Here is a 12674-nt window from a genome sequence, read left to right as displayed (position 1 = left end):
ATCAAACCTCCTTCAATTGTCGGACTGCAAGTCGGCGGTCCGAATACCAGATGATGGTGCGCTGCAACACAATGAATACGAATAACAGGATGCCTATGACGATTTTCGTCCACCAGGAGGACAGCGTTCCGTCGAAGACGATGTAGGTCTGGATCAGCCCCTGCAAGAGGATGCCGATGAAGGTGCCGGCAACCAGGCCGACGCCGCCGGTCAGAAGCGTGCCGCCGATCACCACAGCGGCAATCGCATCAAGTTCGACGCCGACCGTCGCCAGCGAATAACCGGAGGACGTGTAAAGCGTATAGACGATGCCGGCGAGGCCGGACAGGAAGCCTGACAAGGCGTAGATGCGGATCGTCGTCGCACCCACCGGTACGCCCATCAGTTCCGCCGACTGGATGTTGCCGCCGATCGCATAGACATTGGCGCCGAAGCGCGTGCGCGATGCGACGATGATGCCGACGACAAAGACAATCAGCATCACCATGGCGAGCAGCGTCAACCTGCCGCCGCCTGGGAAGCGGATGTAGAAGCCGAGCATGGTGTCGATAAATTCATGGGTAATCGGCACGGACTGGGTTGAGACGAGATAGGCAGCACCTCGGGCGAGGAACATGCCGGCGAGCGTCACCACGAAGGGCGGGATCATCAGATAGCGGATCATCGCGCCCATCAGGCATCCGAACAGGGTCGAGATGACCAAAGCTGCGAGAAAGGCGGTGAGCGGATGCACGCCGAAGGAGCCGACCATGACGGCGACGAAGACGCTGGTGAAGGCAATCACCGATCCGACCGAAAGATCAATGCCGCCCGAGAGGATGACGAAGGTCATGCCGACCGCGGCGATGCCGAGAAAAGCGTTGTCGGTCAGAAGATTGCCGATCACCCGTGTCGACAGCATGTTGGGAAACTGCAGCACGCAGAGCCCGTAGGCGATGACGAAGATTGCCAGCGTGGTGACGAAGGGCAGGTTGCGGGCGTGGATCATCGTGTCGCCTCCTTCGTGCCGTGGTTGAGTTTTTCGCTGCGACGAGAGGCTTTGATGAAGCCGAAGAGGGTCATGATCGCTGGCGATTGCAGTGTCAGCACGACGATGATGATGCCGGCCTTGATGATCAGGTTGAATTCCGGCGGAAAGCCCGAAACGAGAATGCCGGTATTGATCGACTGGATGATCAGCGCACCGATCAGCGAGGCGGTGATCGAGAAGCGTCCGCCATTGAGCGAGGTGCCGCCGACGACGACCGCAAGGATCGCATCGAGTTCCAGCCAGAGACCGGCATTGTTGGCGTCGGCGCCGCGAATGTCGGCGGTGACGATCATGCCGGCGATGGCGGCACAGAGGCCGGAAATCGCATAGGCCGAAAAGAGCAGGAAGCGGGCACGCACACCGGCAAGGCTTGCCGCGCGGCGGTTGATGCCGGTCGCCTCGATCAGGAAGCCGAGGGCGGTGCGTCGCATCAGCAGGCCGATGACGAGTGCCGTCCCTACCCAGAGATAGATCGGGATCGGAATGCCGGCAAGCGAGCCGGAGCCGAGCGCTGCAAACGTGTCGTCGTTGAAGGTAAGGATGACGCCCTCGGTGATCAACTGGGCGATGCCGCGGCCCGCGACCATCAGGATCAGGGTAGCGATGATCGGCTGGATATCGAGAACTGCGACGAGCACGCCGTTCCACAACCCGCAGGCAATGCCGACGCCAAGCGAAACGGCAATCACCACCGGTAGCGAATAACCGTCGCTGATCAGTGTTGCGGCGACAGCGCCACATATGGCGATGACGGCGCCGATCGAGAGGTCGATACCGCGCGTCGCGATCACCAGGGTCATGCCGACCGTCAGGAGAGCGACGGGGGCAGCGCGGACCAGAATGTCGATCAGGCTGCCGTAAAGCCGTCCGTTCTGGACGGAAACTGTCAGGAAACCTGGGGCAATCAGGCTGATGATGCCGAGAATGATGGCGAGCGCGACGAGCTGTGGCGCCAGGCGACGCAGGCGGCGGGTGAACCAGGTCATTACGCGGCCTCCGTTTCGCCGGTGCCGGCAATCGCCCTGATGATGCCGTCCGTGGTCAACTGGCGGCCGGAAAGCTCGGCCACATGGCGGCGGTCGGACAACACGATGACGCGGTGGGCCACTGCCGTGAGTTCTTCCAGCTCGGAAGAGATGACGACGAGAGACATGCCTTCGGAGCACAGTCTTTCGATCATTTTCAGGATTTCCGCATGGGCGCCGATATCGATGCCGCGGGTCGGCTCGTCGAGGATGAGCAGCCGTGGTTCTGTCACCAGCCAGCGGGCAAGGATCGCCTTCTGCTGGTTGCCGCCGGAGAGGAATTTTATCGGCCTTTCGCGGTCTGCGGGGCGAATGTCGAGAGACTTGATGAAGCTGTCGGCGAGTTCGCGCTTCTGGGCTGATGAGATCGGCCGCATCCAGCCGCGCCGCGCCTGCAGCGCCAGCACGATATTATCGGCCACCGACAGATCACCGACGATGCCATCCGTCTTGCGCTCTTCCGGACAGAAGCCGAAGCGATTGGCGATAGCGGCTTCCGGCGAGGCGATGGACACGTCTTTGCCATCGATCGTGGCGGTGCCGCTGTCGGCGCGGTCTATGCCGAACAGCAGGAAGGCGGTTTCACTGCGGCCGGAGCCGAGCAGGCCGGCGATGCCGACGACTTCGCCCGGCCTGATATCGAGATCGAAGGGGGCGACGCTGCCTTTCTTGCCGTAATTCTGGAACTGGATCGATGGCGCGCCGCGATCGTCGATCGTTTCCGGCTCTGCCTGATGATCGCGGGTGATGTGCTGCAGCTCGCGGCCAAGCATCATCGAGATCAGATCGAGGCGCGGCAGTTCGGAGATTGCGCGGCTTCCGACCAGCCGACCGTTGCGCAGCACGGTGACGCGATCGGCAATCTCGTAAACCTGATCGAGGAAATGGGTGATGATGACGATGCCGACACCGTCTTCGCGCAGTTGGCGCAGAACGGTGAAAAGGCCTTTCACCTCGTTGGCATCAAGACTTGCCGTTGGTTCGTCGAGAACCAGAACCTTGCCGGAAAGATCGACGGCGCGGGCGATCGCGATGATCTGGCGGATCGCGACGGAATAGGACGAGAGCAGCGCGTCGACATCGATATCCAGACCATAGCGTGCAAGCAAAGCCTTGGATCGGTCGCGCATGCTGCGGCGGTCGATCATGCCGAAGCGGCGTGGCTGGCGGCCAAGAAACAGGTTCTCCGCCACCGTCAAGTTCTCCAGAAGATTGACTTCCTGGTAGACGGTGCCGATGCCGAGGGCCTGTGCGGCGGCGACATCATCGGGGGAAACTTCGCTGCCTTCCAGATAGATCGTGCCACGGTCGCGGCGATAGACGCCGGTCAGGATCTTGATCAGGGTCGACTTGCCGGCGCCGTTTTCGCCGAGAAGCGCATGGATCTCACCCCGCTCTAGGGTGAAATCGACGTCTTCAAGCGCGGAAATGCCGAAAAAGGATTTGCCGATGCCTCGGGCTTCGAGAAGAGCGTGTGATGCTGACATGTCTTCGTCCCGCATGCTGATGAGAAACCGAAGCGGGAAATCCCGCTCCGGTCATTGATCCTGTCCGGCTTCGAGCGCCGGACAGCGGGAGATCAGTAGCCGAGGCCCTTCTTGGCTTCGTAGACCTTCATCGGGTCATCGGCCGCCGTGTAGAGCTTGGACTCTGTCTGGATCCACTTCGGCGGTTCCTTCTTGTCCTTAAGGTAAGCTTCGAGTGCATCGAAGGCGGGGCCGGCCATGTTCGGCGTCAATTCGACGGTCGCATTGGCTTCACCCTTGGCCATGGCCTGGAAGATATCCGGCACGGCGTCGATCGAGACGATCTTGATGTCGGTGCCCGGTTTCAGGCCGGCTTCCTTGATCGCCTGGATGGCGCCGACAGCCATGTCGTCATTATGGGCATAAACGGCACAGATATCCTTGCCGCCGCCTTCGGCCTTGATGAAGCTTTCCATGACTTCCTTGCCCTTGGTGCGGGTGAAGTCGCCGGTCTGCGAGCGCACGATCTTGATGTTGGACGCGGCCTTGATGCCTTCTTCAAAGCCCTTCTTGCGGTTGATCGCCGGTGAAGAGCCGGTCGTGCCCTGAAGCTCGACAACCTTGCAGTCCTTGGAGCCGACATCCTTGGCGAGCCATTCGCCGGCAACCTTGCCTTCGAAGACCTGATCGGAGGTGACCGCCGTCAGATAGAGATCCTTGGGGGACTCGATCTCGCGGTCGAGAAGAATGACCGGGATGTTTTCCTCCTTGGCTTCCTTCAGAACCGCATCCCAGCCGGTGGCGACCACCGGAGCGATCAGGATTGCATCGACACCCTGGGCGATGAAGCCGCGGATCGCCTTGATCTGGTTTTCCTGTTTCTGCTGGGCATCAGCAAATTTCAGCGTGACGCCCCGCTTTTCGGCTTCCTGTTTCGTCACCGTCGTTTCGGCCGCGCGCCAGCCGGATTCCGATCCGATCTGAGAGAAGCCTACTGTCAGTGATTGTGCAGAAACGCCGGATGCTAGAGACGCAAGAATAGCGGCAGCAGCTGCCGCGACGAGAGCTTTTTTCATCTTAATCCTCCCAGAGATGATGAAGCTGACTGGCGAGGCAAGGATTGGCATATAATAATACTTTTTCAACCCCCAATTTTACGACTTGCTGAAAAATCGATCAAACTGTCGGAAATGTTGGCGAATTGCGTGTATTGGTTGGGCCTATAGCCTGAAAATTGATCAATGCCGATTTACCTTTACGGAAAAAGACGTTCTTGACATTGGCGGCGCAAATCCAATAGTCGTATTTTTGAAAGATGTCAGGTCCGCGACCTGATAGGAGGACGGCATGGCCTGTGGAGGCGCCATGTCAAATCAGACAAAATGGATGACGGGTTTGATGCTGAGAATTCTGCAGATTGCCGATGATGCGGGTGCGACCATGGTTGTTGCCTGGGAGGGACAGGGTTCCGGCCGTATCATAAGTGGCGTGACCTCGACTTATGATCTGGCAATGCAGGCGATTGCTGCCGGCCGCGGTCTCTCTGCTGAGATCGAAGCATTGGGTTACGCTGGCGACATTGATGTCGAAGCTGCAGCACGCGATGGCCGTATCGGCCTGCCGATCTCGCATCCCGATCCGGCCCATTTCATCGTTGCCGGCACCGGTCTTACGCATCTCGGTTCCGCCGATGGTCGTGACAAGATGCACAAGGCCGCGCAGGCTGAAGACAAGCCGACCGATTCCATGCGCATGTTCCTGTCGGGTGTCGAAGGCGGCAAGCCTGCCCCGGGTCAGGTCGGTGCGCAGCCGGAATGGTTCTACAAGGGCAATGGTTCGCAACTCAAATCCACCGGCTCCGATCTCGTCTCGCCGTCCTTCGCGCTCGATGGCGGCGAAGAGCCGGAACTTGCCGGCATCTATCTCATCGGTCCGGACGGCACGCCTTTCCGCGTCGGTTTCTGTCTCGCCAACGAGTTTTCCGATCACGTGACCGAGAAGGGCAATTATCTCTGGCTCGCCCATTCCAAGCTGCGCCAGGCGTCGCTCGGGCCGGAGCTTCTGGTCGGCGATCTGCCGGATCACGTCGAGGGCACGTCGCGCATCCGTCGCGGCGATCAGGTGATCTTCGAGAAGCCCTTCCTGTCGGGCGAAGCCAACATGTCGCACTCGATCGCCAATCTCGAATACCATAACTTCAAATACGACATCTTCCGCGCGCCGGGCGACCTGCACGTTCATTTCTTCGGCACGGCTACTCTGTCCGTTTCGCACGGCATCAAGACCGAAGAAGGTGATGTGTTCGAGATCGATGCTGCGCCCTTTAAGCTGCCGCTCGTCAACCGTCTGACCGTCGCCGCGGCGATGTCGGTTGACGTGCGCAAGCTTTAAGGAAAATGGATATGAGCAAAATTCGTCTCGGCATCGTCGGGCTTGGAAAGATCGCCAGGGATCAGCATCTCGGCGCGATCGAAGCGACCGACGGTATCGAACTGACGGCTGTCGCCAGCCGTAACGCCAAGCTGGAAGGCGTTCACTGCTTTCATGACATCGATGAAATGTTGGCATCCGGCATCGAGCTGGATGCGATCTCGCTCTGCACGCCGCCGCAGGGGCGTTTCGCCCAGGCCAAGGCCGCGATCGAGGCCGGCAAGCATGTAATGCTGGAAAAGCCGCCGGGTGCTACGCTGTCTGAAGTGTTTGCGCTGGAAAAGCTGGCAAAGGCGAAGGGGCTCAGCCTGTTTGCCACCTGGCATTCCCGCAGTGCTGCCGCCGTCGAGCCGGCACGGGCACTGCTTGCCAAGCGCAAGATCAAGAGCGCTTCGGTCTCCTGGAAGGAAGACGTTCGTCACTGGCATCCGGGCCAGGCCTGGATCTGGGAGCCGGGCGGTCTCGGCGTGTTCGATCCGGGCATCAACGCGCTGTCGATCGTCACCCGCATCATGCCGGAGACGTTCCATCTCACCCATTCGGACCTGACCATCCCATCCAATCGCGCCGCACCGATCGCCGCCAACCTGACGTTCGAAACCGCGTCGGGCCTGCCGATCGCCGCCGAGTTCGACTGGCGCCAAACCGGCCCGCAAACCTGGGATATCCGCGTCGAAACGGAAGAAGGTTCCGTCGTGCTGACCCATGGCGGCAGCCGCCTGATCGTCGATGGCGAGGCGCAGATCGTTGAGGAAGATCGCGAATATCGCAATCTCTACCGCGATTTCGTAGCGCTCGTCTCCAAGGGCGAAAGCGATACCGACTTTTCGCCGCTGGTGCATGTGGCCGATGCCTTCATGCTTGGCCGGCGCATCGAAACTGAAGCATTCGAGGACTGACAATGGCAGATCACGGCAAAACCCCGTCCACCGAGATTGCAACCACTGCTAAGCGCAAACTTCGTTCGCGCGCCTGGTTCGACAATCCCGACAATGTCGACATGACGGCGCTCTATCTGGAGCGCTACATGAACTTCGGCCTCAGCCAGGCCGAACTTCAGTCCGATCGTCCGATCATCGGCATCGCGCAGACCGGTTCCGATCTGTCGCCCTGCAACCGTCACCATCTCGAACTGGCGAACCGTCTACGCGAAGGCATTCGTGAAGCCGGCGGTATCGCGATCGAGTTCCCGGTCCATCCGATCCAGGAAACCGGCAAGCGCCCGACCGCGGGTCTCGACCGTAACCTTGCCTATCTCGGTCTGGTCGAAGTTCTCTACGGCTACCCCCTCGATGGCGTGGTTTTGACGATCGGCTGCGACAAGACCACGCCGGCCTGTCTTATGGCGGCGGCCACCGTGAACATTCCGTCGATCGCCCTTTCCGTCGGCCCGATGCTGAACGGCTGGTTCCGCGGCGAGCGCACCGGTTCTGGCACGATCGTCTGGAAGGCCCGTGAACTGCTGGCCAAGGGCGAAATCGACTATGCCGGTTTCGTCAAGCTGGTGGCCTCGTCGGCTCCGTCGACCGGTTACTGCAACACGATGGGCACGGCGACCACGATGAACTCGCTTGCCGAAGCGCTCGGCATGCAGCTTCCGGGTTCGGCTGCCATCCCGGCGCCTTACCGTGACCGTCAGGAAGTCGCGTATCTCACCGGCCTTCGCATCGTCGAAATGGTCAAGGAAGACCTCAAACCCTCCGATATCCTGACCAAGGATGCATTCGTCAACGCCATCCGCGTCAACTCGGCGATCGGCGGTTCGACCAATGCGCCGATCCACCTCAACGCGCTTGCCCGTCATATCGGTGTCGAACTGACCGTCGATGACTGGCAGACCTATGGCGAAGAGGTTCCGCTTCTCGTCAACCTTCAGCCGGCCGGTGAATATCTGGGCGAAGACTATTATCACGCCGGTGGCGTTCCGGCCGTCGTCAATCAGTTGATGGGCCAGGGCCTGATCAACGAAGACGCGATGACCGTCAACGGCAAGACGATGGGCGAGAACTGTCGCGGGGCGATCATCGAGGACGAGAACGTCATCAAGCGCTACGAGGCACCGCTCAAGGAGCGTGCCGGCTTCCGCGTGCTGCGCGGCAACCTGTTCTCGTCTGCGATCATGAAGACCAGCGTCATCTCTCCGGAATTCCGCGAGCGTTACCTGTCGAACCCGAAGGATCCGATGGCGTTCGAAGGCAAGGCAGTGGTGTTCGACGGTCCGGAGGATTACCATCACCGCATCGACGACCCGTCGCTTGGCATCGACGAGCATACGGTACTGTTCATGCGCGGCGCAGGCCCGATCGGTTATCCGGGTGCGGCCGAAGTCGTCAACATGCGTGCGCCGGACTACCTTCTGAAGAAGGGCGTCAATTCGCTGGCCTGCATCGGTGACGGTCGCCAGTCCGGCACGTCGGGCAGCCCGTCGATCCTCAATGCTTCGCCTGAAGCGGCGGCAGGTGGCGGCCTGGCGCTTCTGAAGACCGGCGACCGGGTGCGTATCGACCTTGGCCGCGGTGAAGCGAATATCCTGATTTCCGACGGCGAGCTTTCTGCCCGTCGCCGCGAGCTGGAAGCCAATGGCGGCTATCACTATCCCAAGCACCAGACGCCCTGGCAGGAAATCCAGCGCGGTATCGTCGGACAGATGGAGACAGGCGCGGTTCTTGAGCCGGCTGTCAAATACCAGCGCATCGCGCAGACCGAAGGTCTGCCGCGCGACAATCACTGACCTTTAAAGGCAGGCGTCCTTTTTAAGGTCGTGAGGGCGGCGAGGAGCCAGCCCAAACAAACTCGGTGGCCCGTTGGGGGCCACCGTTACGGAGGAGTGTACAATGAAAATACTTAAATTGCTTGCTTCGGCGGCGATGATGGCTTCGATCGCCTTCGCTGCACCCGCATTCTCGCAGGACAAGGGCCTCGTCGGCGTTGCCATGCCGACCAAATCCTCGGCCCGCTGGATCGCCGACGGCGACAACATGATCAAGGTCCTTCAGGAGCGCGGCTACACCACCGATCTCCAGTATGCCGAAGACGACATTCCGAACCAGCTTTCCCAGATCGAAAACATGATCACCAAGGGCGCCAAGGTGCTCGTGGTCGCCTCGATCGACGGCACGACGCTGTCCGACGTGCTTGCCCAGGCCCACAATGCCGGCATCAAGGTCATCGCTTATGACCGCCTGATCCGTGACACCCCGAATGTCGACTACTACGCGACCTTCGACAATTTCCAGGTCGGCGTTCTGCAGGCGACCTCGCTGGTCAAGGCTCTCAAGGCCGATACCGAAAAGGGCCCGTTCAACATCGAACTGTTCGGCGGTTCGCCGGACGACAACAACGCCTACTTCTTCTATGACGGTGCCATGAGCGTTCTGCAGCCGCTGATCGACAAGGGCACCCTCGTTGTCGGTTCCGGCCAGACCGGCATGGACAAGGTCGCTACCCTTCGCTGGGACCCGGCAACCGCCCAGGCCCGCATGGACGCTATCCTTTCCTCGACCTATTCCGACAAGAAGCTGAACGCAGTCCTGTCGCCTTATGACGGTCTGTCGATCGGCATTCTGTCGTCGGTTAAGGGCGTCGGTTACGGCTCCGGCGACATGCCGATGCCGTTCGTTTCCGGCCAGGACGCGGAAGTCCCGTCGGTCAAGTCGATCATTGCCGGCGAGCAGTATTCGACCATCTTCAAGGACACCCGCGATCTCGCCAAGGTTACCGTCGATATGGTCGATGCCGTCATGAGCGGCAAGGAGCCTGAGGTCAACGACACCAAGACCTACAACAACGGCAACAAGGTCGTTCCGTCCTACCTCCTGAAGCCGGTTGCCATCGACAAGACCAATGTCGATGTCCTGGTCAAGAGCGGTTACTATACCGAAGACCAGATCAAGTAATCCATTCAGGCCGCGCGGCGACCTGCCGCGCGGCCCCTTCATATTGGGAGTCGTCATGCTTGATCCCGTATTGTCCGCGGCGGAAAAGCCGCCCATTCTCGAAATGCGGGGCATTTCGAAGAGCTTTGGCGCCGTAAAGGCGCTTTCCGATGTCAGCTTCACCGTTCGGGAAGGCGAGATCCATGCTCTCGTCGGCGAAAACGGTGCCGGCAAGTCGACGCTGATGAAGGTTCTGTCGGGGGTCTACCCGCACGGGTCCTATGAGGGATCGATCCTTTTCGGCGGCGAAGAACGGCAGTTCCGCGACATCAACGATTCCGAAAAACTCGGCATCATCATCATTCACCAGGAGCTTGCGCTCATTCCGCTGATGTCGATCGCGGAAAACATCTTTCTGGCCAATGCGCCGTCGAAATTCGGTGTCATCGATCGGGACACGCGTTATGTCCGTACCAAGGAACTGCTCGCCAAGGTGGGCCTGACCGAAGCGCCGGAAACGCTGATCACCAATCTGGGCGTCGGCAAGCAGCAGCTGGTTGAAATCGCCAAGGCGCTGTCGAAGGATGTGCGCCTGCTGATCCTCGACGAGCCGACCGCATCGCTTAACGAAACCGACAGTGCGGCGCTTCTGGAGCTACTGAAGGAATTCCGCCGGCGCGGCATTACCTCGATCATGATCAGCCACAAGCTGAACGAGATCACCGAAGTCGCCGACCGCATCACGGTTCTGCGCGACGGCCGCACCGTCGGCACGCTCGATTGCCATGAAGGCGCGGTCGACGAGGACGAGATCGTGCGCCGCATGGTCGATCGCGATCTCGAAAGCCGCTATCCGGCCCGCACGCCGAAGATTGGCGACGTGATTTTCGAAGTCGAGAACTGGTCGGTCAACCACCCGCTGCATGCGAACCGGAAGATCGTCAAGAATGTCTCGATGAAGGTTCGGGCCGGCGAAGTTGTCGGCATCTCGGGCCTGATGGGGGCGGGGCGCACCGAATTCGCCATGAGCGTCTTCGGCCACACCTATGGTCGCGACATTACCGGAACCGTGAAGATCCACGGGAAGGAAGCCGACACGTCGAACGTCCACCGGGCGATCAAGGCGGGTCTGGCCTATGTCACCGAGGACCGCAAGCAGCTTGGGCTGATCCTTGCCGAAGACATCCGCAAGAATATCTCGCTCGCACATCTCGGTGGCGTCGCGTCCAATGGTGTGATTGACGACATAAGGGAAATGAAGGTGGCGCAGGAATTCCGCACGCGCATGCGGATCCGCAGCCACAACGTCTATCAGGAGACCGGCAAGCTTTCGGGCGGCAACCAGCAGAAGGTGGTTCTGTCGAAATGGCTGTTCACCGGTCCCGACATCCTGATCCTCGACGAACCGACGCGCGGCATCGATGTCGGCGCGAAATACGAAATCTATTCGATCATCAACGAACTTGCGGATGCCGGTAAGGCCGTCGTCGTGATCTCGTCGGAAATGCCGGAACTGATAGGCACCTGCGACCGGATCATGGTGATGCACGAGGGAGAATTCGTCGGCGAAGTGGCCGGCGAAGAGGCCACGCAGGAAAATATCATGCGCGCCATCATGCGCCGCAAAGGGAGATAACCCATGAGCACCCCACAGGAAGCAGTAGTGGCTCCGAAAGCGGGCACCGGTTTCTGGAAGGACAATCTGCGCGATTACGGCATGCTGATCTCGCTTGTCGCCATCGTCATCTTCTTCCAGATCGCCACCGGCGGCATTCTCTTGAGGCCGCTCAACGTCACCAATATCGTGCTGCAGAACGCCTATATCGTCATCATGGCGCTCGGCATGCTGATGATCATCGTCACCGGCCATATCGACCTCTCAGTCGGGTCGGTTGCCGGCTTCATCGGCGGGTTGGCAGGCCTATTGATGGTCAGGTGGGGCATCAACCTGCCGCTCGCCATTCTGACCTGCTTGGTTGTCGGCGGCATCATCGGCGGTATCCAGGGCTATTTCGTCGCCTATTTCAAAATCCCGTCCTTCATCGTGACGCTGGCGGGCATGCTTGTCTTCCGCGGCTTCATGATCGCGATCCTCGGCAGCCAGGCGATCGGCCCGTTCCCGCCGATCTTTCAGAAACTGTCTTCCGGTTACCTCGTCGAGCTGATCTCGTCGGATGGCGGCATCTATGTCACCTCCTTCATCATCGGCCTGATCGTTGCCGGCTTGATGGTCTGGCAGAATTTCCGCAGCCGTGCGCGCCGGGTTCTTCATGACGTCGAAAGCGAACCGATGGGCTTCTTCGTCGCCAAGAACGTTCTGGTCTTTGGAGCGATCGCCTTCGTCGCCTATCTGATCTCATCGCATCGCGGCCTGCCGAATGTGATGATCATCATGGCCGTGCTGATCGTCGCCTACGGCTTCTTCACCAACCGCACGATCCTCGGCCGCCAGATTTATGCCGTCGGCGGTAACGCCCGCGCGGCGGAACTTTCGGGTATCAAGACGACGCGTCTGGTGTTCTGGACTTTCGTCAATATGGGCGTGCTGGCAGCTCTTGCCGGTCTCGTCGTTGCCGCGCGTCTCAACAGCGCCACGCCGAAGGCCGGTACCGGCTTCGAGCTCGACGTGATCGCGGCCTGCTTCATCGGCGGCGCATCGGCCTATGGCGGCGTCGGCAAGGTGACGGGTGCGGTGATCGGCGCGTTCCTGATGGGCGTGATGAACAACGGCATGTCCATCCTCGGCATCGGCATCGATTACCAGCAGGTGATCAAGGGCCTGGTCCTGCTCGGCGCGGTCTGCGTCGATGTCTATAACCAGCGGCGATAAGCCGGTTCGCATTTTGTT

Annotated in this window: 10 protein-coding genes; 6 read left to right on the top strand and 4 right to left on the bottom strand. The window is 60.2% G+C overall.

What is annotated here, in order from left to right; translation table 11 throughout:
• Position 1: 1 nt before the first annotated feature.
• From yjfF to ytfQ, 4 genes are all read right to left on the bottom strand, one after another.
• Complete coding sequence (gene yjfF, locus JNB91_RS05605; protein WP_220324532.1) at positions 2-988, bottom strand: galactofuranose ABC transporter, permease protein YjfF; 987 nt, start codon at positions 986-988, stop codon at positions 2-4.
• Positions 985-2016, bottom strand: coding sequence for an ABC transporter permease (locus tag JNB91_RS05600; protein WP_220324531.1), 1032 nt, complete (start codon positions 2014-2016; stop codon positions 985-987). The genes yjfF and JNB91_RS05600 overlap by 4 nt, the downstream gene beginning before the upstream one ends.
• Entirely contained in the window at positions 2016-3542 is a 1527-nt protein-coding gene (locus JNB91_RS05595) for a sugar ABC transporter ATP-binding protein (RefSeq protein ID WP_220324530.1), read from the bottom strand. Before JNB91_RS05595 ends, JNB91_RS05600 begins: the two co-directional genes overlap by 1 nt.
• A gap of 92 nt (positions 3543-3634) precedes the next feature.
• Positions 3635-4597: a galactofuranose ABC transporter, galactofuranose-binding protein YtfQ gene (gene ytfQ, locus JNB91_RS05590; protein ID WP_220324529.1), complete on the bottom strand. Its 963-nt coding sequence runs from the start codon at positions 4595-4597 to the stop codon at positions 3635-3637.
• 322 nt (positions 4598-4919) lie between these two features.
• On the opposite strand from ytfQ, the gene araD1 reads away from it, so the two are divergent.
• The 6 genes from araD1 to mmsB all read left to right on the top strand — a co-directional run bounded on the left by araD1 (position 4920) and on the right by mmsB (position 12656).
• Positions 4920-5912: an AraD1 family protein gene (gene araD1, locus JNB91_RS05585; RefSeq protein WP_220324591.1), complete on the top strand. Its 993-nt coding sequence runs from the start codon at positions 4920-4922 to the stop codon at positions 5910-5912.
• An 11-nt stretch (positions 5913-5923) separates the two neighbouring features.
• A complete protein-coding gene (locus JNB91_RS05580) occupies positions 5924-6850 on the top strand; it encodes a Gfo/Idh/MocA family protein (protein ID WP_220324528.1) in 927 nt (308 codons plus the stop codon).
• A gap of 2 nt (positions 6851-6852) precedes the next feature.
• Positions 6853-8682, top strand: a complete 1830-nt coding sequence (locus JNB91_RS05575; RefSeq protein WP_220324527.1) for an IlvD/Edd family dehydratase — start codon at positions 6853-6855, stop codon at positions 8680-8682.
• A 103-nt stretch (positions 8683-8785) separates the two neighbouring features.
• Complete coding sequence (chvE, locus tag JNB91_RS05570; protein WP_430736243.1) at positions 8786-9847, top strand: multiple monosaccharide ABC transporter substrate-binding protein; 1062 nt, start codon at positions 8786-8788, stop codon at positions 9845-9847.
• 55 nt (positions 9848-9902) lie between these two features.
• Positions 9903-11462: a multiple monosaccharide ABC transporter ATP-binding protein gene (gene mmsA, locus JNB91_RS05565; RefSeq protein ID WP_220324526.1), complete on the top strand. Its 1560-nt coding sequence runs from the start codon at positions 9903-9905 to the stop codon at positions 11460-11462.
• 3 nt (positions 11463-11465) lie between these two features.
• A complete protein-coding gene (gene mmsB, locus JNB91_RS05560) occupies positions 11466-12656 on the top strand; it encodes a multiple monosaccharide ABC transporter permease (RefSeq protein WP_220324525.1) in 1191 nt (396 codons plus the stop codon).
• Positions 12657-12674: the final 18 nt, after the last annotated feature.

This window comes from Aliirhizobium wenxiniae (assembly GCF_019511445.1).
GTDB lineage: Bacteria > Pseudomonadota > Alphaproteobacteria > Rhizobiales > Rhizobiaceae > Neorhizobium > Neorhizobium wenxiniae_A.
Note: the sequence above shows the minus strand (reverse complement) of the source record. Positions and strands in the feature narration are given on the sequence as shown.

Bases quoted from the DNA above. Each gene is read 5' to 3' on its own strand.
- yjfF (WP_220324532.1), bottom strand. From the start codon at position 988: ATGATCCACGCCCGCAACCTGCCCTTCGTCACCACGCTGGCAATCTTC.
- JNB91_RS05600 (WP_220324531.1), bottom strand. From the start codon at position 2,016: ATGACCTGGTTCACCCGCCGCCTGCGTCGCCTGGCGCCACAGCTCGTC.
- JNB91_RS05595 (WP_220324530.1), bottom strand. From the start codon at position 3,542: ATGTCAGCATCACACGCTCTTCTCGAAGCCCGAGGCATCGGCAAATCC.
- ytfQ (WP_220324529.1), bottom strand. From the start codon at position 4,597: ATGAAAAAAGCTCTCGTCGCGGCAGCTGCTGCCGCTATTCTTGCGTCT.
- araD1 (WP_220324591.1), top strand. From the start codon at position 4,920: ATGCTGAGAATTCTGCAGATTGCCGATGATGCGGGTGCGACCATGGTT.
- JNB91_RS05580 (WP_220324528.1), top strand. From the start codon at position 5,924: ATGAGCAAAATTCGTCTCGGCATCGTCGGGCTTGGAAAGATCGCCAGG.
- JNB91_RS05575 (WP_220324527.1), top strand. From the start codon at position 6,853: ATGGCAGATCACGGCAAAACCCCGTCCACCGAGATTGCAACCACTGCT.
- chvE (WP_430736243.1), top strand. From the start codon at position 8,786: ATGAAAATACTTAAATTGCTTGCTTCGGCGGCGATGATGGCTTCGATC.
- mmsA (WP_220324526.1), top strand. From the start codon at position 9,903: ATGCTTGATCCCGTATTGTCCGCGGCGGAAAAGCCGCCCATTCTCGAA.
- mmsB (WP_220324525.1), top strand. From the start codon at position 11,466: ATGAGCACCCCACAGGAAGCAGTAGTGGCTCCGAAAGCGGGCACCGGT.